The 23,182-nt window shown below is 60.4% G+C and carries 17 protein-coding genes and 7 pseudogenes; 11 read left to right on the top strand and 13 right to left on the bottom strand.

What is annotated here, in order from left to right; translation table 11 throughout:
• Nucleotides 1–27: 27 nt before the first annotated feature.
• Together AB4O25_RS26930 and AB4O25_RS26925 are read right to left on the bottom strand one after the other, a co-directional pair.
• Nucleotides 28–508 (bottom strand): annotated as a pseudogene (locus tag AB4O25_RS26930) (GAF domain-containing protein).
• Nucleotides 505–1,395: an ATP-binding protein gene (locus tag AB4O25_RS26925; RefSeq protein ID WP_065876587.1), complete on the bottom strand. Its 891-nt coding sequence runs from the start codon at nucleotides 1,393–1,395 to the stop codon at nucleotides 505–507. The pseudogene AB4O25_RS26930 and the gene AB4O25_RS26925 overlap by 4 nt, the downstream one beginning before the upstream one ends.
• A 162-nt stretch (nucleotides 1,396–1,557) precedes the next feature.
• Here AB4O25_RS26925 and AB4O25_RS26920 point away from each other — a divergent pair, with 162 nt between their 5' ends.
• Nucleotides 1,558–3,867, top strand: a complete 2,310-nt coding sequence (locus AB4O25_RS26920) for a hybrid sensor histidine kinase/response regulator (RefSeq protein ID WP_026067383.1) — start codon at nucleotides 1,558–1,560, stop codon at nucleotides 3,865–3,867.
• Here AB4O25_RS26920 and AB4O25_RS26915 read toward each other — a convergent pair.
• The 3 genes from AB4O25_RS26915 to msrB form a co-directional block, all read right to left on the bottom strand.
• Nucleotides 3,821–4,312: a MarR family winged helix-turn-helix transcriptional regulator gene (locus tag AB4O25_RS26915; RefSeq protein WP_460150181.1), complete on the bottom strand. Its 492-nt coding sequence runs from the start codon at nucleotides 4,310–4,312 to the stop codon at nucleotides 3,821–3,823. The two genes, AB4O25_RS26920 and AB4O25_RS26915, sit on opposite strands and share 47 nt — an antisense overlap.
• Nucleotides 4,309–4,794, bottom strand: coding sequence for a glutathione peroxidase (locus AB4O25_RS26910; RefSeq protein ID WP_017529364.1), 486 nt, complete (start codon nucleotides 4,792–4,794; stop codon nucleotides 4,309–4,311). The genes AB4O25_RS26915 and AB4O25_RS26910 overlap by 4 nt, the downstream gene beginning before the upstream one ends.
• Nucleotides 4,795–4,928: 134 nt before the next feature.
• On the bottom strand, nucleotides 4,929–5,321 hold the full coding sequence (msrB, locus tag AB4O25_RS26905; RefSeq protein ID WP_017529365.1) for a peptide-methionine (R)-S-oxide reductase MsrB: 393 nt from the start codon (nucleotides 5,319–5,321) through the stop codon (nucleotides 4,929–4,931).
• Between the two features lie 203 nt (nucleotides 5,322–5,524).
• On the opposite strand from msrB, the gene AB4O25_RS26900 reads away from it, so the two are divergent.
• Nucleotides 5,525–6,736, top strand: coding sequence for a pyridoxal phosphate-dependent aminotransferase (locus AB4O25_RS26900; protein ID WP_017529366.1), 1,212 nt, complete (start codon nucleotides 5,525–5,527; stop codon nucleotides 6,734–6,736).
• A 304-nt stretch (nucleotides 6,737–7,040) separates the two neighbouring features.
• Entirely contained in the window at nucleotides 7,041–7,928 is an 888-nt protein-coding gene (gene htpX, locus AB4O25_RS26895) for a protease HtpX (RefSeq protein ID WP_017529367.1), read from the top strand.
• 57 nt (nucleotides 7,929–7,985) lie between these two features.
• Here htpX and AB4O25_RS26890 read toward each other — a convergent pair.
• Nucleotides 7,986–8,643: pseudogene (locus tag AB4O25_RS26890) on the bottom strand (thiopurine S-methyltransferase).
• 105 nt (nucleotides 8,644–8,748) lie between these two features.
• Here AB4O25_RS26890 and AB4O25_RS26885 point away from each other — a divergent pair.
• Nucleotides 8,749–9,517 (top strand): annotated as a pseudogene (locus AB4O25_RS26885) (DODA-type extradiol aromatic ring-opening family dioxygenase).
• An 82-nt stretch (nucleotides 9,518–9,599) separates the two neighbouring features.
• Here the strand turns inward: AB4O25_RS26885 and AB4O25_RS26880 are convergent.
• Nucleotides 9,600–11,306: pseudogene (locus AB4O25_RS26880) on the bottom strand (DEAD/DEAH box helicase).
• Between the two features lie 388 nt (nucleotides 11,307–11,694).
• Here AB4O25_RS26880 and AB4O25_RS26875 point away from each other — a divergent pair.
• Nucleotides 11,695–12,480: pseudogene (locus AB4O25_RS26875) on the top strand (crotonase/enoyl-CoA hydratase family protein); the annotation flags it as partial.
• A gap of 61 nt (nucleotides 12,481–12,541) precedes the next feature.
• Here AB4O25_RS26875 and AB4O25_RS26870 read toward each other — a convergent pair.
• Nucleotides 12,542–13,296, bottom strand: a pseudogene (locus tag AB4O25_RS26870) (spermidine synthase).
• A gap of 124 nt (nucleotides 13,297–13,420) precedes the next feature.
• Between AB4O25_RS26870 and AB4O25_RS26865 the strand changes: the two are divergent.
• The gene (locus AB4O25_RS26865; RefSeq protein WP_460150179.1) at nucleotides 13,421–14,767 is read left to right on the top strand and encodes a class II 3-deoxy-7-phosphoheptulonate synthase; all 1,347 of its coding nucleotides are present in this window, start codon (nucleotides 13,421–13,423) and stop codon (nucleotides 14,765–14,767) included.
• A 51-nt stretch (nucleotides 14,768–14,818) separates the two neighbouring features.
• Here the strand turns inward: AB4O25_RS26865 and AB4O25_RS26860 are convergent, their stop codons facing one another.
• Both AB4O25_RS26860 and AB4O25_RS26855 read right to left on the bottom strand, forming a co-directional pair.
• Complete coding sequence (locus tag AB4O25_RS26860) at nucleotides 14,819–16,051, bottom strand: winged helix-turn-helix domain-containing protein (RefSeq protein WP_135196761.1); 1,233 nt, start codon at nucleotides 16,049–16,051, stop codon at nucleotides 14,819–14,821.
• A 45-nt stretch (nucleotides 16,052–16,096) separates the two neighbouring features.
• A complete protein-coding gene (locus tag AB4O25_RS26855) occupies nucleotides 16,097–16,303 on the bottom strand; it encodes a DUF1127 domain-containing protein (RefSeq protein WP_026067384.1) in 207 nt (68 codons plus the stop codon).
• A 70-nt stretch (nucleotides 16,304–16,373) separates the two neighbouring features.
• Between AB4O25_RS26855 and AB4O25_RS26850 the strand changes: the two genes are divergently transcribed.
• Nucleotides 16,374–17,255, top strand: a complete 882-nt coding sequence (locus AB4O25_RS26850; protein WP_460150177.1) for a LysR family transcriptional regulator — start codon at nucleotides 16,374–16,376, stop codon at nucleotides 17,253–17,255.
• On the opposite strand, the gene AB4O25_RS26845 is transcribed toward AB4O25_RS26850, so the two are convergent.
• Nucleotides 17,245–17,994, bottom strand: coding sequence for a sulfite exporter TauE/SafE family protein (locus AB4O25_RS26845; RefSeq protein WP_026067386.1), 750 nt, complete (start codon nucleotides 17,992–17,994; stop codon nucleotides 17,245–17,247). The two genes, AB4O25_RS26850 and AB4O25_RS26845, sit on opposite strands and share 11 nt — an antisense overlap.
• 108 nt (nucleotides 17,995–18,102) lie before the next feature.
• Here AB4O25_RS26845 and AB4O25_RS26840 point away from each other — a divergent pair, with 108 nt between their 5' ends.
• Together AB4O25_RS26840 and AB4O25_RS26835 are read left to right on the top strand one after the other, a co-directional pair.
• Nucleotides 18,103–19,053, top strand: a complete 951-nt coding sequence (locus AB4O25_RS26840; protein WP_026067387.1) for a LysR family transcriptional regulator — start codon at nucleotides 18,103–18,105, stop codon at nucleotides 19,051–19,053.
• Nucleotides 19,054–19,133: 80 nt separating this feature from the next.
• Entirely contained in the window at nucleotides 19,134–19,586 is a 453-nt protein-coding gene (locus AB4O25_RS26835) for a MarR family winged helix-turn-helix transcriptional regulator (RefSeq protein ID WP_017529378.1), read from the top strand.
• 131 nt (nucleotides 19,587–19,717) lie between these two features.
• Here the strand turns inward: AB4O25_RS26835 and AB4O25_RS26830 are convergent, their stop codons facing one another.
• A complete protein-coding gene (locus AB4O25_RS26830) occupies nucleotides 19,718–20,650 on the bottom strand; it encodes an IS110 family transposase (protein WP_068931592.1) in 933 nt (310 codons plus the stop codon).
• Between the two features lie 420 nt (nucleotides 20,651–21,070).
• Here AB4O25_RS26830 and AB4O25_RS26825 point away from each other — a divergent pair.
• A pseudogene (locus AB4O25_RS26825) lies at nucleotides 21,071–21,491 on the top strand (organic hydroperoxide resistance protein).
• Nucleotides 21,492–21,519: 28 nt separating this feature from the next.
• Nucleotides 21,520–22,536, top strand: a complete 1,017-nt coding sequence (locus AB4O25_RS26820; protein ID WP_460150176.1) for an alpha/beta hydrolase — start codon at nucleotides 21,520–21,522, stop codon at nucleotides 22,534–22,536.
• A 64-nt stretch (nucleotides 22,537–22,600) separates the two neighbouring features.
• Here the strand turns inward: AB4O25_RS26820 and AB4O25_RS26815 are convergent, their stop codons facing one another.
• On the bottom strand, nucleotides 22,601–23,173 hold the full coding sequence (locus AB4O25_RS26815) for an elongation factor P (protein ID WP_065876590.1): 573 nt from the start codon (nucleotides 23,171–23,173) through the stop codon (nucleotides 22,601–22,603).
• Nucleotides 23,174–23,182: the final 9 nt, after the last annotated feature.

Raw genomic sequence — 23,182 nt, 5'->3', positions numbered from 1 at the left:
GGCGGTCCCAAGACCGCCCCTGCCGGATCAGCAATCGGTCAGGCGCAGGAAAATCGCCGCCAGCTGTTCAATACCCACTTGGTCCTGCGGGGTAAAGCGGGCCAGCGAAGGACTGTCCAGGTCGAGAACGCCGATCAGTTGGCCGGCCTTCACCAACGGCACTACCAACTCACTGTTGGATGCACTGTCACAGGCGATATGCCCGGGGAACGCGTGTACATCCTCCACCCGCTGGGTTTGCCGCGACGCCGCTGCAGCCCCACACCCCTCGCCCGAACGGAATACGGACACAGGCGATCTGGCCCTGAAACGGCCCCAGCACCAGCTCATCATTACGATTGAGATAAAAGCCGGCCCAGTTCAGATCGTCCAGCTGGTTAAACAGAAAGGCGGAAAACTGCGCGCTATTGGCGATGAAATCACGCTCATCGGCCAACAGCGACTCCAGCTGTGCGCAGAGCATGGCGTAGCCGTCCAGGCCGGTGCCGGCCTGCTGTAAATCGATCATGGTTGACGCTCCAGCAGTTTCAGGCCCACCCAATAGCGGGCGAATTGATACGCGCAACGGCCATTGCGGTTGCCGCGCCCGGTCGCCCAGCGCACGGCAAGAATGTCGAGCGCTTCATCCCGCTGCCATTGCAAACCGGCCTTGCCGGCCAGCTCACCCACCCAGTGCTCCACCACCTCCAGGAAGTGCTCTTGAGTAAAGGGATAGAACGACAGCCACAAGCCAAAACGGTCAGACAAGGCAATCTTGTCTTCCACCGCTTCGCTGGGGTGCAGTTCACCCTCCACACGCTTCCAATTGTCGTTGTCGCTCTGGTTTTCCGGCACCAGGTGGCGGCGGTTGGACGTGGCGTACAGCAGCACGTTTTCCGGCGCCTGCTCCAGGGAGCCGTCCAGCACACTCTTGAGTACGCGGTAGTCGCCTTCACCGGCCTCGAACGAAAGGTCGTCACAGAACAGAATGAACCGCTGCGGCAGCTTGAGCAGTTGCTCGACCACCCGCGGCAGGTCGGCCAGATGGTCACGCTCGATCTCGATCAGGCGCAAACCGGCCTGGGCATGCTGGGCCAGCAAGGCGCGCACCATCGACGATTTGCCGGTGCCACGCGAACCCCACAGCAACGCATGGTTGGCGGGCAGGCCATCGAGGAATTGTTGAGTATTGCGCGCCAGTGTTTCACGTTGCTTGTCCACGCCGATCAAGTCGGACAAGCGCATATCCAGGCTCACCTCCAGCGGCAACAGAAAACCGCTGCGGCCTTCGCGCTGCCAGCGGGCGGCGAGGCACTGGTTCCAGTCGATGGTTTGCCGTGGCGCGGGCAATAAGGGTTCCAGGCGGGCGAGCACGGCGTCAGCGCGCTCAAGAAAGGCATTCAATCGAGAATCCACAATTATTCCTCTGGCAACTTCCTGCAAAAGATGGCGTATTGGCAACCCTGCGACAGGCCGTACAGGGCTGCGTAAAGAACGATTCATGCCGGGCAGCAAACGCTTGTGGATGTTCAGCTATGCTTGCCGGGCGAAGGGAAACGTAACGTGGTTCAACACTCGATGGATATCAAGTTCGCCCACCGCTTGTCTTATAAACAAGCCAGATTGACTGTGCTGGTCGGTTTCGTCTTGGGAACCTTGCTCAGCCTGATCCAAATCGGCATTGATTATGCCAGCGAAGACGCATCCATCAACCGTGAAATTCGCTCGTTGATTGAAATCAGCCACAACCCCGCGTCACGCATTGCCTACAACATCGATGCCGAACTGGCCCAGGAACTGACGTTGGGCTTGTTGTACTCCCCCGCCATTACGCACGTGCAGTTGATCGACAACAACGGTGTGGTGCTGGCCGATGTCGACCGGCCGCGCAAAGAAAGCACCTATCGTCCCATCAGCGACTTTTTGTTCGGCGCCAACCGCCAGTTCGAAGACCGGCTGTTCCTGAGCCACATGCCCAACGAGTCCCTTGGCGTGCTGCGGCTGGACGTCGACACCTACGCGTTTGGCAGCCGCTTCCTGCGTCGCGCCGAGATAACCCTGCTCAACGGTTTTGCCCGCAGCCTTTTGCTGACCGGCATCCTGCTGGGCTTGTTCTACGTGATGCTGACGCAACCGCTGGTGCGCATTATCGGTGAGCTGAGCACTCGCAAACAGACCCGCCTGGACTGCCCGCCGGGGCATGAACACGATGAAATCGGCGTGCTGGTAAACGTCGCCAACCAGCAATTCGACACGCTGGAAACCGAGATCCAACAGCGCCGCCATGCGGAAGACCGGTTGACGGAATATCTGGGGCAACTGGAGAACATCGTCTCCGCGCGCACCCTGGAGCTCAAGGCCAGCAACCAGCGCTTGAGCCAGTCCAACGATGAGTTGGAAGCCGCAAAGATGAGTGCATTAGGCATGGCTCAGGCCCGGGCGGCGTTCCTGGCCAATATGAGCCACGAGATTCGCACGCCGCTCAATGGCCTGTTGGGTATGATCGCGCTGTCGCTGGACAGCCCGCTGAACGCCGAACAACGTCAGCAACTGTCCATCGCCCATGACTCCGGCAAAGTACTGGTGGAGTTGCTCAACGATATTCTCGACCTGTCCAAATTCGACGCCGGCCAACTGGAGCTGGAGCACATCCCGTTCGACTTGGGGGCGCTGGTGGAAGACACCGCCAACCTGCTGTCGCAGAACGCCGCGCCAAGCGTCGAGCTGACGTGCCTGATCGACCCGCAGTTTCCATCCCAGGTACTGGGCGACCCGACCCGGGTACGGCAAATTGTCAGTAACCTACTGTCCAACGCGTTGAAGTTCACACGCTTCGGCCGGGTGGACGTGCGCCTGCGCACCCATGACGGCGGAGTGCGCGTTGAAGTGTGTGATACCGGCATCGGCATTGCGCAGGAAGCCCAGGCGAAAATTTTCCAACCGTTCACCCAGGCGGGCGCAGGGATCACTCGCCAGTTTGGCGGTACCGGCCTGGGCCTGGCGTTGACGCATAACCTGTGTGACGCGATGAAGGGACGCTTGAGCATCAGCTCGGAAGTGGGCTTTGGCAGCCAGTTCTGCGCAGACCTGCCACTGCCCACCCACCTACCGGCGGCCCAACTCGCGCCGCTCACAGGCGCAGTGATCGTCATCACCAATACCGGCAGTGGCCTGGCGGAGTTGCTCACGACCCTGCTGCCCAGTTGGGGGCTGGCACCGCGTTGCTTAACCCTGGATGACGACTTGAGCGGGCAAACGCCCGACCTGCTGATTACCGACTGCCCGGAATGCCTGTTCCGCATACGGCCGGGTATTACCGCGCCCATTTTGCTGGTGACGGCCTACGGCAACTTTATGCCCAGCGAAGAAGTCGCCGCCCTGGCGCCGCTGCAGCAACAGGCACGCCCTTTGAGCCGCAGCGCGTTGCACCAGATCCTGCAACGCAACTTGCGCACCGACGCGCACCTGGTACTTGACCCGATCCAGCTGGACGCCGCCCCGCTCGCACATCGGGCGCGAATCCTGCTGGTGGAGGACAACCCCGTCAACCAATTGGTGGCCAAAGGCATGCTCAGCAAGCTGGGTTGCGAAGTGATCGTGGCCGCCCACGGTGGCGAAGCGCTCAGATTTCTCGAAGAACAACGCTTCGACATGGTGTTGATGGACTGCAACATGCCGGTGATGGACGGCTACGAGGCCAGCCGGCAGATACGCCACAGCGGACGCTGGCCGGAATTACCGATTGTCGCGTTGACGGCCAACGCCATGTCCGAAGAACGCGAGCGCTGCCGTGCGGCGGGAATGAACGATTACCTGGCCAAGCCGTTCCGCCGCGAAGAACTCAACGCCCTGCTGGACCTGTGGGTGCCGACCACGACAGCGCTGTGACCTGTGCCAGCAATTGATCCAGACCGTCGCGCAGGGCGTCGGCCTGGTTCAGGTCGACGCCGCTGTCGCACAACAGCCGGGCCTTCAGGGCGAGGGTCCGATCACGCAGTTGCGCGCCGGTGTCACTCAGGCTCAGGTGCACTTCGCGTTCATCCTGGGCACTGCGTCGGCGTCGCACCCACGCCAGTTGCTCCAGGCGCTTGAGCAAGGGTGTCAACGTGCCTGAGTCGAGCATCAGACGCTCACCCAAGGCCTTGACCGTAGGTTGTGCCGGGGGAGCGTCGTGCCACTCCCACAACACCAACATCGCCAAATATTGCGGGTACGTCAGGCCCAACTGATCGAGCATCGGCTTGTAGGCGCGGGTTACCGCGCGTGAAGCCGCGTAGAGCTTGAAGCACAGCTGGTTGTCCAGCGCCAGGGATACAGCGGGCAAATCGGTCATTTGAGCAGCGCTTCGATCTCTTGAGTCAGGTCCTGGGGCTTGGTAGTCGGGCCGAAGCGCTTGACCACCTGGCCGTCATGGCCGACGAGGAACTTGGTGAAGTTCCACTTGATACCCTTGGAGCCGAGCAAGCCCGGCGCGCGTTTCTTCAGTTGGACGAACAGCGGGTGGGCGTCGCTGCCATTGACGTCGATCTTTTTGAACAACGGGAAACTGACACCGAAGTTCAGCTCGCAGAACTCGGAAATAGCGCCTTCGTCACCCGGCTCTTGCTTGCCGAACTGGTTGCAGGGGAACCCCAGCACCACCAGGCCCTGATCCTTGTATTGCTGCCAGAGCTGTTCAAGGCCCTTGTACTGCGGGGTGAAGCCACATTTGCTGGCAGTGTTGACCACCAGCACAGCCTTGCCCGAGAAGTCGGCCAAGGTCTTTTGCTCGCCCTTGATGGTGGTGCAGGGGATGCTCAGCAGGTTGTCGCTCATGGCAGTGCCTCGACGTCAGAGAAAGGCGATAAAAATAGCGAGCAATTCAATTGTGTGCAATTTAATTGACCACACTTATAACCCGTTATAGATCGCCCCCGCACGCAAATGCAAAGGCTGGGGGCGATCATGGCTTAGCGCGGCACCAGGTCCAGGCACACCGAGTTGATGCAGTAACGCAAGCCTGTCGGCGGCGGGCCATCCGGGAACACATGGCCCAGGTGCGCGTCGCATTTGGCACAGGTGACTTCGGTGCGAATCATGCCGTGGCTGACGTCACGGATCTCGACCATCGCGCTGTCGGCGATCGGCTCATAGAAGCTGGGCCAGCCGCAGCCGGAGTCAAACTTGGCCTTGGAATCGAACAGCGGCTCATTGCAGCAAATGCAGTGGTACACGCCGTCGGTCTTGGTTGCGTTGTACTTGCCGCTGAAAGGTCGCTCGGTGCCCTTGAGGCGGCACACGTTGTACTGCTCCGGATCGAGCATGGCCTTCCATTCTTCAACGGTCTTCTGCAACTTTTCCATCGGTACACCTCGGCAACTGAAAAAGCCTGATCTGTGTCTTTTCCATGGATCAGGCGGCACGTATGATTGCGCCTCTTCAAAACGCCAGTCTGGCACCCGCGCTATCGGCATTCAAACGTATTTATGGGTGCGCGCCTCGCGGGATTTCACAGTACGGTAGTGTCCACGCCGTCTGGATCGTTCATTTTCAGGATCACATCGCCATGCAGGTCAGCAAATCGAACAAGCTCGCCAACGTCTGCTATGACATTCGCGGCCCAGTGCTCAAGCACGCCAAACGCCTGGAAGAGGAAGGCCATCGCATCCTCAAGCTGAACATCGGCAACCCGGCGCCCTTTGGTTTCGAAGCGCCCGACGAGATCCTGCAGGACGTGATCCGCAACCTGCCTACCGCCCAGGGCTACAGCGACTCCAAGGGCCTGTTCAGCGCGCGCAAGGCGGTGATGCAGTACTACCAGCAAAAGCAGGTGGAAGGTGTCGGCATCGAAGACATCTACCTGGGCAATGGCGTGTCCGAGCTGATCGTGATGTCCATGCAGGCACTGCTCAACAACGGCGACGAAGTGCTGGTGCCCGCACCTGACTACCCGCTGTGGACCGCTGCCGTGACCCTGGCCGGCGGCCACCCGGTGCACTACCTGTGCGATGAGGGCGCCGACTGGTTCCCGGACCTGGCCGACATCAAGGCCAAGATCACCCCTAACACCAAGGCCCTGGTGATCATCAACCCGAACAACCCTACCGGCGCGGTGTATTCCAAGGAAGTGCTGCTGGGCATGCTCGAACTGGCGCGCCAGCACAACCTGGTGGTGTTTTCCGACGAGATCTACGACAAGATCCTCTACGATGACGCCGTGCACATCTGCACCGCCTCCCTGGCACCGGACCTGTTGTGCCTGACGTTCAACGGGTTGTCCAAGTCCTACCGCGTGGCGGGGTTCCGCTCCGGCTGGATCGCCATCTCCGGCCCGAAACACAATGCCCAGAGCTACATCGAGGGCATCGATATGCTGGCCAATATGCGCCTGTGCGCCAATGTGCCGAGCCAGCACGCGATCCAGACCGCCCTGGGCGGTTACCAGAGCATCAACGACCTGATACTGCCCCAGGGCCGCCTGCTGGAACAACGCAACCGTACCTGGGAGCTGCTCAACGCAATCCCGGGCGTGAGCTGCGTAAAACCCATGGGCGCGTTGTACGCCTTTCCCCGGATCGACCCGAAAGTCTGCCCGATCCTCAATGATGAGAAGTTCGTGCTCGACCTGCTGCTGTCGGAAAAACTGCTGGTGGTCCAGGGCACCGCGTTCAACTGGCCATGGCCGGATCACTTCCGCGTGGTGACCTTGCCGCGTGTGGACGACCTGGAAATGGCCATTGGTCGTATCGGCCATTTCCTCAAGTCCTATCGCCAGTAGCGAAAATCGCGCTGTACGAGCGACATCCGGTCGTACAGCGATTATCTGGCAACACTTCTCTGTGCGTGGCCGTTCGAAGCCCTTGAGTTGCCCCTCTTCAGCCGCCGGCCCCCTATAATTGCAGGGCTGTGAGGCAACCGGAGGCTAATCAGGGGTTATATTCCGGGTCGGAAAATCCCTTCAGGGCTCTACATCCAGGCTGTAGGACACAGTTTGAAATAGTCGCCCGGTTGAATCACCCCAGGCTGCACCTTATATACCCCGCAGTAAGCGACATATTAAGCATGAGGAGAAATCTACAACCATGATGCGCATCCTGCTGTTCTTGGCCACTAACCTGGCGGTCGTGCTGATTGCCAGTGTCACCCTGAGCCTTTTCGGGTTCAACGGGTTCATGGCGGCCAACGGGGTTGATCTGAACCTCAATCAGCTGCTGATCTTCTGTGCGGTCTTTGGTTTTGCCGGCTCGCTTTTCTCGCTGTTCATCTCCAAGTGGATGGCGAAGATGAGCACCAGCACCCAGATCATCACTCAACCACGCACTCGCCATGAACAATGGCTGATGCAAACCGTGGAGCAGTTGTCTCAAGAAGCAGGTATCAAAATGCCCGAGGTGGGGATTTTCCCTGCTTATGAAGCCAACGCCTTCGCCACGGGCTGGAATAAGAACGACGCCCTTGTGGCCGTGAGCCAGGGGCTTCTGGAGCGTTTTTCGCCCGATGAAGTAAAAGCGGTGCTGGCCCATGAAATCGGTCACGTGGCCAATGGCGACATGGTCACCCTGGCATTGGTGCAGGGCGTGGTGAACACCTTTGTCATGTTCTTCGCGCGGATCATCGGTAACTTTGTCGACAAGGTGATCTTCAAGAATGAAGGCGGTCGCGGCATCGCCTACTTCGTGGCGACCATCTTCGCTGAAGTGATACTGGGCTTCCTGGCCAGCGCCATCGTGATGTGGTTCTCGCGCAAACGCGAGTTCCGCGCAGACGAAGCCGGCGCACGCCTGGCGGGCACCAGCGCAATGATCGGCGCACTGCAACGCCTGCGCTCCGAACAGGGCCTGCCGGTGCATATGCCCGACAGCCTGACCGCCTTCGGCATCAACGGCGGCATCAAGCAAGGCCTGGCTCGCATGTTCATGAGCCACCCGCCGCTGGAAGAACGCATCGACGCACTGCGTCGTCGCGGCTGATAGCATCGGCAAACACAAAAGGAGCGACTGGATCGCTCCTTTTTTGTGAGCCCCGGTTTATTCCAGCACGAGCCTGTAGACCCGCTCGTCGAGGTGCGTGACGCCGTCCTGCACGAACTTCCAGCTCTCGCTCAGGATGTCTTGCTCTGCAAGCTTCCGCAGGGTCCAGTGCGACCCGAACAGAACCCTCACTTCGTCATCCGTTACTGCAAAGGGTGGGCCGGCCTTTTGCGTCTGGTCGTAGTCGAGGGTGACCAGTAACCCTTGGCAGCCCTGCTGCAACAGGCCGCTTAGATGCTCGGCGTACCGCGCGCGCATCAATGGCGGCAAGGCAATCAACGCGGCACGGTCGTAGAGCGCGGTGCAATCGGCCACTGCGTCTGCAGCCAGGGCGAAGAAGTCACCGCACCACAGTTCAATCGAACCCGCCTGGTACACCTTGAATTCGCCCCGTCGAGTGATGCGAGGCGTCAGATTCTGCTCGTCAAAGAACGCTTCAACCGCCAGCTCCGACAGTTCTATACCGAGCACAGGGTGCCCATGACTGGCCAGCCAGATCAGGTCCAGGCTTTTGCCACACAATGGCACCAGCACCTTGGCGCCTTCAGCCAAGTCCAGTTGCGGCCAATACTGGAGTAGGTAAGGGTTGACCTCGGACAAGTGAAAGCCGATCTCGATTGCGCGCCCAGCGCTCTTGCCAAAATGTGGGCTCCATGGGGTCACCTCTGAAAAATCGATCAAATAGCGCTAAAACTTATATTAGATTTAGATCAATGATCTGATTGAAGATGGGCTCATGTTAACGCTCAGGACCCCTCTTATGCTCCCTAGCCTGTTTATCTCTCACGGTTCGCCGATGCTCGCCCTGCAACCCGGCGCCAGTGGCCCGGCGCTGCAACGTTTGGCGGCGCAAATAACCCGCCCGAAGGCGATTGTGGTGGTGTCGGCACACTGGGAAAGCCATGAACTGCTGGTCAGCGGCAGTGCGGCGCCCGAAACCTGGCACGACTTCGGCAGCTTCCCTCGCGAGCTGTTTGCCGTGCAATACCCGGCACCGGGCGACCCGCAGCTGGCGGGCGAGATCGTCGAACGCTTGCACGCCGATGGCCTGGCAGCTCGAATCGATGACAAGACGCCCTTTCGACCACGGCGCCTGGGTGCCGCTGTCGCTGATGTACCCCGAGGCGGATATCCCGGTGGTCCAGGTTTCCCTGCCCAGCCGAATGGGCCCTGCCCTGCAAACCCGAGTCGGACACGCCTTGGCGGGGCTGCGTGAACAAGACATGCTGCTGATCGGTTCCGGCAGCATCACCCATAACCTGGGAGAGCTGGACTGGCATGCCGGGCCTGAAAGCATCGAGCCCTGGGCACGCGACTTTCGCGATTGGATGGTAGACAAGCTGACTGCCGATGATGAAGCCGCGCTGCACGATTACCGGCGCCAGGCCCCACATGCCGTGCGCAGCCACCCCAGCGATGAGCATCTGTTGCCGCTGTACTTTGCGCGCGGTGCCGGCGGTCAGTTCAACATCGCGCACCAAGGCTTCACCATGGGCGCCCTGGGAATGGACATCTATCGCTTCGGCTGACGCAGATCCCGAATTTCCAGACAAAAAAATCCCCGAACCAGTCGGGGATTTTTTATCTGCGATCAATCAGCCAAGAGGCGGATCAATCTTCGCGGTAGCGACGCAGCTTCAACTGCTTACCGGCCACGCGAGTGTCTTTCAGCTTGGTCAGCAGTTTTTCCAGACCGTCTTCCGGCAGCTCTACCAACGAGAAGCTGTCACGAACCTGGATGCGACCGATGGCTTCACGTGCCAGGCCACCCTCATTGAGGATAGCGCCCAGTAGGTTCTTGGCGGCGATACCGTCACGCGCGCCCAGCGCGGTACGGCAACGAGCACGACCTTCAGCCAATGGAACCGGAGCACGACGCTCACGATCGCCACGGTCCGGGCGGTCGCCGGTACGCTCTGGACGATCACCGCGTGGCGCGTTGTTCGGTACCAGCGGGCGTTCTTTCTCGATGGCGGCCAGGGTCAGGGCCTGACCGTTGGTAGCTTTGCGCAGCAGGGCTGCGGCCAGGGCACGCGGGTGCACCCGATATCGGCGGTCAGGCGGTCCAGCAGATCGCCGTGGGTCGATTCGGCGTCAGCCACCAGCGGTGCCAGGCTGTTGGTCAGTTTCTTGATGCGGGCATCAAGAACGGCCTGGGCATCCGGCAGGCGGACTTCGGCGACTTTCTGACCGGTTACGCGCTCGATCACTTGCAGCATGCGGCGCTCACGTGGAGTCACCAGCAGCAGTGCGCGACCTTCGCGACCCGCACGGCCGGTACGGCCGATACGGTGAACGTAGGACTCCGGATCGTAAGGCATGTCAACGTTGAACACGTGGGTGATACGTGGAACGTCTAGACCACGAGCGGCTACGTCGGTTGCCACAACGATGTCCAGGCGACCATCCTTGAGGGAATCGATGACGCGCTCACGCTGGTTCTGGGCAATGTCACCGTTCAGCGCAGCGGCTTTATAGCCTTTGGCTTCCAGGGCACTGGCCAGGTCCAGGGTCGCTTGCTTGGTGCGCACGAACATGATCAGGGCATCGAAGTCTTCGACTTCCAGCAGGCTCAATACAGCCGAGGTCTTCTGGTCAGCGTGAACCAACAGGTGAGCCTGTTCGATCGCGGTAACGGTCTGGGTCTTGGTCTGGATCTTCACGTGTTGCGGATCGCGCAGGTGGCGTTCGGCAATGGCACGGATCGACTGTGGCAGGGTAGCCGAGAACAGTACGGTCTGACGGGTCGGTGGCAGAGCCTTGAAGATGACTTCCAAGTCATCCATGAAGCCCAGCTTGAGCATTTCGTCAGCTTCGTCGAGCACCAGGTGGTTCACGGTCGACAGGACTTTTTCGTCGCGACGCAGGTGGTCGCACAGACGGCCCGGGGTGGCGACAACGATCTGTGCGCCGTTACGGATGGCTTTCAGTTGTGGGCCCATAGGCGCGCCGCCGTAAACGGCCACAACGGTTACGCCTGGCATTTGCTTGGCGTAGGTTTCGAAAGCGGTTGCTACTTGCAGCGCCAACTCACGGGTTGGCGCCAGGATCAGGGCTTGCGGTTCGCGCTTTGCAGGATCGATGCAGTGCAGGATAGGCAGGGCGAACGCGGCGGTTTTACCGGTACCGGTTTGCGCCTGGCCAATCATGTCCTGGCCGGCCATGATGATCGGGATCGATTGCTGCTGAATAGCCGAAGGTTCTTCGTAGCCGGTCGCAATGACGGCAGCAAGAATGTTCGGGTTAAGATTAAAAGCGGCGAAGCCGCCGGTTTCCTGGGTCATGGGTCTGCCTCTAAGTGCATCCGCAAAGACCCATGCTCCAAAGCTGCGCATGCCGTGTTGAGACTCAAGAGTCGCCCTGGCTGCTTTGTCGGCGGGGATTTGCGAAAACGAATGAATGAAAAAGATTCGTCAAGGAAGAGTCCGCTGTGCGGACGTGCAGCCGAAGCTGACTTCGGGGAATTGCGCTACCTAAACGCGGCCCGGTTAAAGGCCGGCGCGCACTATACCGGAAATACCTGAAAAAGGGAGCTTTTTTTATCAGCAAGCGCCGATAAACCGCGCTGAATCACAGTCTTTGCAGATAACACCGCCAGGGTCTATTTTTAAAGGCCCGGCGCTGTTGGTCATAAAGCTTAAACGGTTCACCCAACCCTGAAGACCTTTGGTCCGAAACCCTTCCCCCGCACCCGAGGGCACCCCCGATGAATCTAGCCAGCAGCAGCCGTGTCAGTCGTGAACTCCAGGGCCATGTCCTGCTGTTGGGCCTGGACCGGGTGGCCAAGCGCAACGCCTTTGACTTGGAGTTGCTCAACCAATTGAGCCTGGCGTATGGCGAATTTGATCGAAACGAGGCTGCACGCGTCGCGGTGGTATTTGCTCACGGCGACCACTTCACCGCCGGCCTGGACCTGGCCAATGTCAGCGCCGTGATGGCCGGGGGCTGGCAGCCGCCACTGGGAGGCTGTGACCCATGGGGCGTATTTGCCGGCCCACGCGTGAGCAAGCCGGTGATTGTCGCCGCCCAGGGTTACTGCCTGACGCTCGGTATCGAGTTGATGCTGGCGGCTGATATCAACCTGTGCGCGAGCAATACGCGCTTTGCGCAGATGGAAGTACAGCGTGGGATCTTTCCGTTTGGCGGCGCGACATTGCGCTTTCATCAGATCGCCGGCTGGGGTAACGCCATGCGTTGGCTGCTTACCGGCGATGAATTCGATGCCCATGAAGCGCTGCGCCTGGGGCTGGTGCAGGAAGTGATGGCCAGCGAGGACCTGCTACCGCGTGCCATCGAACTGGCCAGCCGCATCGCCCGCCAGGCACCGCTGGGCGTGCAGGCTACGTTGATGTCGGCACGGTTGGCGCGCATGGAAGGCGAGACGGTGGCCGCCGCAGCCTTGCCGCCGATGGTGGACAAATTGTTTAACAGCGAAGATGCCAGGGAAGGGGTGCGGGCAATGGTCGAGAAGCGGCCGGGAGTGTTCAAGGGATTTGAGTTGGCTGTACGGCCGCCATCGGGGAGCAAGCCCCCGATGGCGTCAGGACAGACAACTAGGTCGCCGGCCGAATCGCCTTGATCAACGCCTGCAACGAATACCCCAAACGCGGCGCCAGCGCCTCGGCGCGGGCCGTGAGCGCGCCAAGGTCGAGTTCCTGATCAAGCTCCGAAGGCACCAACAGAATCACATTGCCCTCCTTCACCGGCAGTTCCCAGTAATGCCGGTGATACAACCCACGCAACAAGGCCGCCCCCAGGGGCTTGCCATCGTCGGTGGCCCACTGGTTGATCACCAGCCAGCCGCCGGGGTTGAGTTTTTCTGACAGTTTTCCAGGAAAGTCCAGGCCAGGTGCCCGACTCCGGGGCCGACATCGGTATACAGGTCGACGAAAATCAGGTCAGCCGATTCAGCGGTCTCCAACAAATCCAGGGCGTCGCCGATGCGGATGTACAACCGCGGATCGTCATCCAACCCCATGAATTCAATGGCCAGGCGCGGCACATCGGGGCGCAGTTCGATGGCTTCGACGTCCTCCAGCGGCAGGAACTTGAGGCAGGCCTGGGTCAACGTACCGGCGCCCAAACCGAGGAACAATGCACTCTCCGGCTGTTCATGGCACAACGCGCCGATCAGCATCGCGCGGGTGTAGTCGTACTCCAGCCAACTCGGATCGGCGGTGAACACGCAGCTTTGCTCGATGGCATCGCCGAACTCGAGAAAACGGTAATCGGCCACTTCGAGCACGCGGATCATGCCGAAATCATCATGGACTTCAGCCAGCAGGCGCTCGACACGCTCCTCGGTCATCACTACTCCTAAAGGGTTTACCGCACGGCAAAGGCGCGATTGTCGGCCAACCGGCAGCAGCAGGTCACGCACTAATTGCTGATAACATTGGCGCCCGACCGTCAATCACCCAATCGAGTTCATGATGAGCCAACCCTGGAGCCCCGACAGCTGGCGCGCCCTGCCGATCCAGCAACAACCCCAGTACCCGGACGCCGCACACCTGTTGCAGGTAGAGCAGAGCCTGGCCAGCTACCCGCCATTGGTGTTTGCCGGGGAAGCGCGCGAGTTGCGCCGTCAGTTTTCCGAGGTGACCCAGGGCCGCGCCTTCCTGCTGCAAGGCGGCGATTGCGCCGAGAGTTTCGTCGAGTTTTCCGCCGCGAAAATCCGCGACACCTTCAAGGTGCTGCTGCAGATGGCGATCGTCATGACTTTCGCCGCCGGCTGCCCGGTGGTGAAAGTCGGGCGCATGGCCGGCCAGTTCGCCAAGCCGCGCTCGGCCAACGATGAGACCATCGACGGCATCACCCTGCCCGCCTACCGTGGCGATATCGTCAACGGCATCGGCTTCGACGAAAAAAGCCGCGTGCCGGACCCGGACCGCCTGCTGCAGTCCTACCATCAGTCCACCGCCACCCTCAACTTGCTGCGTGCCTTTGCCCAGGGCGGCTTTGCCGACTTGCATCAGGTGCACAAGTGGAACCTGGACTTTATCGCCAACTCTGCGCTGGCCGAGAAATACAGCCAACTGGCCGACCGCATCGATGAAACCCTGGCGTTCATGCGCGCCTGCGGCATGGACGGCTCGCCGCAACTGCGCGAAACCAGCTTTTTCACCGCCCACGAAGCGTTGCTGCTCAACTATGAACAAGCCTTCGTGCGCCGCGACAGCCTGACCAATGACTACTACGACTGCTCGGCCCACATGCTGTGGATCGGCGACCGCACCCGTCAGTTGGATGGCGCTCACGTGGAATTCCTGCGCGGGGTGAACAACCCGATCGGCGTCAAGGTCGGCCCGAGCATGAACCCCGATGACCTGATCCGCCTGATCGATATCCTCAACCCGGACAACGACCCCGGCCGCCTCAACTTGATCGCGCGCATGGGCGCCGGCAAGGTCGGCGATCATTTGCCAGACCTGATCCGCGCCGTGCAGCGCGAGGGCAAACAGGTGCTGTGGAGTTCGGACCCGATGCACGGCAACACCATCAAGGCCAGCAGCGGCTACAAGACCCGCGACTTTGCGCAGATCCTCGGTGAAGTGAAGGAGTTCTTCCAGGTACACCAGGCCGAGGGCACCTATGCCGGCGGGATTCATATCGAGATGACCGGGCAGAACGTCACCGAGTGCATCGGCGGCGCGCGACCGATCACCGAAGACGGCTTGTCCGACCGCTACCACACCCATTGCGACCCACGGATGAACGCCGATCAGTCGCTGGAGCTGGCGTTTCTGATTGCCGAGACCTTGAAGCAGGTCAAGCGCTGAGAGACTTGCCGACTGAACTGACGCCCTCGCGGGCAAGCCCGCGATCAGCCCCTAGAAATCAATCTCCAGCCTGATCATCGCCGCCCTTAACCGGGCGGCACTCGGCCTTTGGCAATTGAGCTGGACCTGCTCCAGCCCAAGCCAGCTCGCCATTTGCCGCAGGTTCAGCGCAAGCGCCAGCAGGCCTTCCTCATCCAGCCCCGGTTCTTCTTCGTGTACCGCATGCACCGCCAGGCGCCCGTTGGCGCGTTCGGCACGCAGGTCGATCCGCGCGGCAATCCGCTCGTGATGCAAAAACGGCAGCACGTAGTAGCCATACACCCGCTTGTGTTGCGGGGTGTAGATCTCCAGCCGGTAATGGAAATCAAATAAACGCTCGGTGCGGCTGCGCTCCCAGATCAACGAATCGAAGGGCGACAGCAAGGCGCTGGCTGCCACCTTGCGTGGCACCTTCGGCTCGGGGAGACAGTACGCCGCTTGCTTCCAGCCCTGCACCTGACACGCGAGCAACTGGCCATCCTCGACCAATTCAGCCAAGCGACTGCGGCTATCGGCGGGGTCCAGGCGAAAATAATCGCGCAGGTCTTTTTCGGTGCCCACGCCCAGGGCTGTCGCGCTGTGCAACAGCAGGCCGCGCTGGGCCTCGGCTTCGGTCAGGGGCGCGCGTTGCAGGATGTCGGCGGGGATGACACGTTCGGGTAGATCGTAGAGCCGTTCGAACCCGCGTCGCCCCGCGACGGTGACCAGGCCGGCGGCGAACAGCCATTCCAGCGCATGTTTTTCATCGCTCCAGTCCCACCAGGGGCCGGCGCGCTCTTCACGGGTGGACAAACTGCCCGCGCCCAGCGCGCCCTGTTGTTCGACGGTCTTCAACACACGCTCGATAGTCGCCTGCCGCTCGCGCCCAAAACGCGCCATTTGCGAGTAAATGCCTTGCCCGCGCTGCGCCCGCGCCATGCGCCAACGCATCAACGGGTACAGCGCCATGGGCAGCAATGACGCCTCATGCCCCCAATACTCGAACAACGAACGCCGTCGTCCCTGGCTCCAGGCCGCCTGTTCAAGTATCAACGGGGAATAACTGCCCAGCCGGGAAAACAGCGGCAGGTAATGAGAGCGCACCACCGCGTTGACAGAATCGATCTGCAACACGCCCAGGCGTTCGATCAGGCGGTTAAGGTGCGCAGCCTTGATCAGCGCAGGCGCCTGGCGCCCGGAAAAGCCCTGGGCCGCCAGAGCCATGCGTCGAGCTTGCTTGAGGGAAAATGCCAGGTCGGCGAGCATGTACATCTCCTTGAGTGCGCGCGACCTACCCTACTGCATCCCGCGTCATTTTCGCAGCGGGTCTTCCCAGAAATGCCGATGATTTTCGTGCTCCACATCGGCGCGGTTGAGGCCGATGTCCTTGAGCGCATCGTCGCTCATGCTCGCCAGCATCTGGCGCTCGCGGTGCAAGGCCTGCCAACGCGCCAGGGTGTGGAACAGCCCGACTAGCGGCCGTTTAGCCATCAATACAAAACCTTGTTGACCTTTCATCTTCTCGCCCTCCCTTGGGGATGACGGAAGTGTGTGCCCGGCCTTATGATCAATCCAACGAATGTTTTTAATGCAATACATCTCAGAGTTTGATCAATTGTCCAGCTACCCGAGTATCGACACCGATGTGCTGCGCACCTTCGTCGCCATCGCCGACCAAGGCGGTTTTACCCGCGCCGGCGAGCAGGTCAACCGCACGCAATCAGCCGTGAGCATGCAGATGAAGCGCTTGGAAGAAGACGTGCTGCAACGCAAGCTGTTCGAGCGCGATGGCCGGCAGGTGCGGCTGACTCCCGAAGGCCAGGTGCTGCTCGGGTATGCGCGGCGCATCCTCAAACTGCACAGCGAAGTGTTCAACACCCTGCGCGAACCGCACATGGTGGGCCTGGTGCGCATCGGCACGCCGGATGATTATGTGATGCGCTTTCTTCCTGGGATTCTCAAACGGTTTTCCAAGGCTTATCCGCTGATCCAGATCGAGATGCACTGCGAGTCGTCGCAAGTATTAATGCAACGCAGGGATTTGGCCTTGACCGTGATCAGCCGCCAGCCCGGCGATGACATTGGAGAACTGTTGCGCACTGAGCGCCTGGTATGGGCAGCGGCGCAGAGTTTTTGCGTGGATGAGCACCAGGTCGTGCCTTTAGCCGTTTCGGGGACCGATTGCTTCGGTACCCAGTGGATCCAAACGGCATTGGATGCGGCCGGGCTCGACTACCGCCTGGCCTATCACAGCTCCAATTGCGCGGCGATTCAGAGCGTGGTCGGCGCCGGGCTGGCGGTCATGGCCAGCATGGAAAGCCTGGTGACCGAAGACTTGCGGATACTGGGCAGCAACGAAGGCTTTCCGCCATTGCCTTCGATGAACCTGCGCCTGCTACGCAACCCGGCGATGGCGTCGCCCATCACCGAATGCCTGGCCGATTACATCCTCGAAGACTTCAAACTTTAAAGGTGAGCATCACCGCGCAGAGCACCAGGAAGCCGCAGAACAGGCCGCGCAGCAGACGCTCCGGCAATGCATGGGCGACCTTCACCCCCCAACTGATGCTGAGCAGGCCACCGATGGCCAGGGGGATGCCGATCATCCAGTCGACTTCGTGGTGCCAGGCGTAGGTCACCAGCGTCACACCGGTGCTGGGCAGCGCCAGGGCCAAGGACAAGCCTTGGGCGACGACTTGGGTGGTGCCGAAAATACTTGTCAGCACCGGTGTCGCAACCACCGCGCCGCCGACCCCAAACAAACCGCCCATGGAGCCGGAAGCGGCGCCCAACACCCCAAGCCATGGCCAGGAGTAACGCATCTGTGCTGTCGGCGGCGCATTGCGGGTGAACATGCGCACCAGGTTGTAGGCCGACAGCGCCACCAGAAAGGCAATAAAACCGATACGCATGGCACCAGCATCCAGGCCTACTGCCCAGATCGACCCGAGCCAGGCAAAGGTGAAACCCATCACCCCCAGCGGCAACGCATGGCGCAATTCAATCCGGTTGCGCTGGTGATACCGCCACAGCGCAAGCATCACGTTCGGCACCACCATCACCAGCGCGGTGCCCTGGGCGATCTGCTGATCCAGGCCGAACAGCACGCCCAGCACCGGGATGGCGATCAGCCCGCCGCCAATCCCAAACAGCCCGCCCACCGTGCCCAAGGCCGCGCCCAATACCAGGTACATCGCTAAATCCAACACCACGCATCACTCCATAAACCCAGGCCTTGCATGCTACGCAGTCGGCTCTGGCGCGCAAAGGCACAGCAACGCACAATGGCTGTGCCAATCTCGCATAAGCGTTTGCTCATGAACCCCAACACCCTTACCGACCAGTTGAGCCTGTTTCTGGATGTATTGGAGACCGGCAGTTTTTCCGCCGCCGCCCGCCGCCATCCGCTGACGCCCTCGGCGGTGGCGCGGCGTATCGACAGCCTGGAAAGCTCGGTGGGCAGCCGCCTGTTCCAACGCAGCACCCATGCCGTGGTGCCAACGCCCGCCGGCTTGGCGTTCGCCGAGCGCGCGCGGCGGATCGTCAGTGAGTTACAACTGGCGCGCGCCGAAGCGGTTTCCCTGAGCCATGCGCCCGAGGGGTTGATCCGGGTGGACGCACCGGCGGCGTTTGGTCGGCGGCACCTGGCGCCGGTGATTGCAGACTTTCTGAAGGTGTACCCCGGCCTGGATGTGCACCTGCATCTGATCGACAGCTTTGTGGACATGCAAGGCGCGCATTTGGGCAAAGTCGATCTGGTGCTACGCGCCGGGCATATCGTCGATACCCGACTGATCGCCACGCCCCTGGCCAGCATCGTACGCATCGCCTGCGCCAGCCCGGCCTACCTGAAAAGCCGTGGCACGCCGACCCATCCCCGCGAGCTGAATGAACACGACGGCCTGGACTGGGATGGCCTGGCGCCGATGTTCGCCTGGCGCTTTGAGCTGGACGGGCGCCGTGCGACGTACCGCCCGCAACGTATCCGCATGAGCGCCAACAACGCCGAGGCCCTGCTTTGCGGCGCGCTGGCCGGTTTGGGTATCGCCCACTTGCCGACCTGGCTGGCCAGCGAGTACCTGGTGCGTGGCGAACTGCTGCCCCTCTTTTGCGAAAATGGCCTGCCCAGCCCGGAAACCACCGGGATCTATGCCCTGCGCCTGGAACAACAGCCCAATGCGCGCAGCCGTTTATTGCTGGAGTACCTCAAATCCCGTTTCAGCCCGGTTCCGCCCTGGGACCTGGCACTGCAAAGCGGCCTGGCCTGACCGTTCGGCCAGAATTATCTGGCGCATTAAACATTTGCCCGCTAGATTCCAGGCCGGACACGTTTTTTAAAGGCCCCGCCATGAGCAAGAACCCTGACCCATGCGAATCCCTGATGCTGAACAATCAGCTGTGTTTCGCCCTGCATTCCACGTCGCTGTTGATGACCAAGGTCTACAAGCCCCTGCTGCAGGCTCTCGGCCTGACCTACCCACAGTACCTGGCCATGATGGTGCTGTGGGAAGAGGACGGTTTGACCGTCGGCGAAATCAGCAGCCGCCTGCTGACCGATCCCGGCTCCCTGACACCTTTGCTTAAACGCCTGGAGGTCGAAGGCCTGCTCAGCCGCACCCGCAGCCGTGAAGACGAACGCGTGGTGGTCGTGGAATTGACCGACGCCGGGCGCGCCTTGCAGGACAAGGCCATGGGCATTCCCCACTGCATCCTCGGCGCCAGCGGGCTGGAGTTGGACCAACTGCGCAAGCTGCAAGGTGAATTGATTGCCCTGCGCAACAACCTGCAAAACGCGCTCTGACAGGCGATAAAGCACGCAAAAAAATGTGGGAGCAACTGTCTTGATGACCCTAACTTTGGCATCGCTTTTTAAGACAGCCAAGCTCCCACAGCTTCAAGCCGTGTGACCTTCAACCACATATCGCTACCGATTCAGGCAGCGTGTTCTTTCCATTCGGCTCTATAACGCAGCATCGCGTTCAGCCTGACTAACAAAACACGCATGCATGCAATTAGCGCAACTTTTGCGCGTTTGCCTTTGTCGCGCAGTGCTTTATAGCGGGCTTGGAATTCAGGCTGTTCCCGGATGACAACCCAGCAGGCCATGTAGAGCGAGCGACGCACGGAAAACCTTCCGCCGCTAATGTGACGCGCACCTTGGTGTTTCCCACTGTCGTTGTTATACGGAGCGAGGCCCGCTAGCGCCGTGATCGGACGCCTGCCAATCTCGCCCAGCTCCGGCAGATATGCCATTAGGCTAGCCGCCGTAATGAGCCCGATGCCCTTAACTGAGCACAGGCGTTCGACCTTTTCGCGGTCTAGCCTGTTGGCGGTTTCGCGAATCAGCTGCTCTATCGCGTTCACAGCCTTGCTCAAGTAGTCGATATGGCTCTGCAACGCCGGTTTTACTACGTCGCAGGAGGCTGTTTTCAGGCGCCTTCTGTCATCGTCCCTCTGCTGAACAAAGTTCTCTCGCTGCTGGACTAACGCACGCAACTCGTCATGTTCCGGGCTGGTGATTCGGCTGCTTGGTGAGTCGAGAACCGCTGCGAACTGCGCAAGAGACTTTGCGTCTATCGGGTCGGTTTTAGCGTGTTGCCCCATCGCCCTGGAAAAACTCTTGGCCCGACGGGGATTGACGCAGATGACATTAAGGCCCGCAGCCTGAAGCGCCTTCATGACTTTGCGCTCATAACCGCCAGTAGCCTCCAACACCACGCGTCCGACCTGGTGAAGCAATAGCCACCCAATCAACCCAGGGAAATCTTCTTCGGCGTTAGCGCAATTTACCCCAACGTCAACCTGATGAACTCGAGCTTCAAGGCTGTCCTTGGAAACATCAATGCCTGCTGGATAGGAAAACATAGCCAAACCCTCTTACACTAAAAGTGAGAGCGCTCTGGCTTGGCCCACGCTTGTAACTGTTCGAGGTGGGCTCGTTCAACTGTTCGGGCTCATGTCCAGAGCGGAGAAGTGAGTGGCAGCATGGGCTCCCACACGTGCTTTAAGCACTTCGGGCATTCAGCTTGCCACTCACCCTCTCACTCTCAGCTTAATCCCGTATCAAGACACAAGGGGCTTGCTCCCGATAGCGCTGGGTCAGTGACATAGGGATTGACTGACGCACTGCTATCGGGAGCAAGCCCCCTCCCACACTGGTTTCAGGGGCACAGAAAAAATATTTGTAGATTTATCTTGCGCGCTAAACATTAGCGTTATACATTCGCCTCACCAACTACTTAGCGCGCAAATGTTTAGCGCAAAACACCACAAGAGGAAAACCCCATGCAAACGCTCTATACCGCAGTAGCCACCGCCACCGGCGGCCCGTGATGGTCGTGCTGTTTCCAGCGATAACATCCTCGACGTCAAGCTTTCCACTCCGAAAGAACTGGGCGGCGCCGGCGGCCAGGCCACCAACCCGGAACAACTGTTCGCCGCCGGTTACTCGGCCTGCTTCATCGGCGCACTGAAATTCGTGGCCAGCCAGACCAAACGCAAAATCCCGGATGACGCCTCGATCACCGCCCACGTGGGCATCGGCCAGATCCCCGGCGGTTTCGGCCTGGATATCGACCTGCACATCAGCCTGCCGGGCCTGGCCCAGGATGATGCGCAAAGCCTGGTCGACGCCGCTCACCAGGTGTGCCCGTACTCCAACGCCACCCGTGGCAACGTCGATGTCCGCCTGCACGTGACCGTCTGATCACCTCTACCGCCCTCAGGAGAAGAACATGAACACTATTGGTAAAGCGCTCACCGGTACCCTGCTCGCCCTGTCCATCAGCAACGCCTTCGCCGCCGGCGGCGATGTCGAGCACAACACCCAGGCTTTTCTGGATGTGTTGAACGCCGGCACGGGCAAGCCGATCGAGCAGCTGACGCCCAAGGACGCCCGCGCGGTGCTGACCGGCGCCCAGGCCGGCGTAAAGCTGACGCTGCCCAAGGCCGATGTGAGCCAGAAGACCATCCAGGTCGATGGCAAGCCACTGGAGCTGACGATCGTGCGTCCGGCCGGGGTCAAGGGCACATTGCCAGTGTTCATGTTCTTCCACGGCGGCGGCTGGGTGCTTGGGGATTACCCGACCCATGAGCGTCTGGTGCGAGATCTGGTGGTGGGTTCAGGGGCGGTGGCGGTGTTTGTCAATTACACGCCATCCCCTGAAGCGCATTACCCGGTGGCGATCAACCAGGCTTATGGTGCAACCCAGTGGGTGGCCGAGCACGGCAAAGAGATCAACGTAGACGGCAAGCGCCTCGCGGTAGCGGGCAACAGCGTCGGCGGCAACATGGCAGCCGTGGTCAGCCTGATGGCCAAGGACAAGGGCACGCCGGCCATCAAGTTCCAACTGCTGCTATGGCCGGTGACCGACGCCAACTTCGACACGGGGTCCTACAACCAATACGCCGAAGGGCACTTCCTCACCAGGAACATGATGAAGTGGTTCTGGGACAACTACACCACCGATGCCAAGCAACGCGCCGAGATCTATGCCTCGCCGCTGCGGGCCACCGCCGAACAACTCAAGGGCTTGCCGCCCGCGCTGGTGCAGACCGCCGGTGCCGACGTGCTGCGTGATGAAGGTGAAGCCTATGCCCGCCAGCTGGATGCGGCCGGTGTGCCGGTGACCGCGGTGCGCTACAACGGCATGATCCACGACTACGGTTTGCTCAACGTGGTCAGCCAGGTGCCGGCGGTGCGTTCGGCAATGCTGCAAGCCTCGGATGAGCTCAAGCAACACCTGAAGTAAAACCTGCGCTCATAAAAAACCCGACTCATGGTCGGGTTTTTTGCTTCGTACGGCAGGGCCAGAATTACTTCTTGGCGCGACCTTTGTACGAACCGCCTTCGCGGGTGTCGATCTCGATGTCATCACCGATTTCGATAAAATCTGCAACTTGCAGTTCGGTACCGTTTTTCAGTTTGGCTGGTTTCATCACCTTGCCAGAAGTGTCGCCGCGAGCGGAACCTTCGGTGTAGTCAACGGTACGAACGATAGTGGTCGGCAGTTCTACGGAAACCAGGCGCTCTTCGAAGAAGATAGCTTCGCAGACGTCGGTCATGCCTTCTTCCACGAACGGCAGAACGGCTTCGATGTCTTCAGCGTTCAGCTCGTACATGGTGTAGTCGGTGGTGTCCATGAACGTGTAGGTGTCGCCGCTGATGAACGACAGGGTCGCTTCTTTACGGTCGAGGATCACGTCGTCCAGTTTGTCATCGGCGCTGTAGACGATCTCGGTTTTGTAACCGGTCAGCAGGTTCTTCAGCTTGGTCTTCATGATTGCGCTGTTACGACCAGACTTGGTGAACTCAGCTTTCTGAACCAGCCAAGGGTCGTTTTCAAGACGGATCACTGTACCGGGTTTCAGTTCTTTACCAGTTTTCATTGCATATAT

This window comes from Pseudomonas sp. S3_A03, assembly GCF_054668275.1.
This window is presented reverse-complemented; position numbering and strand designations above follow the sequence as displayed.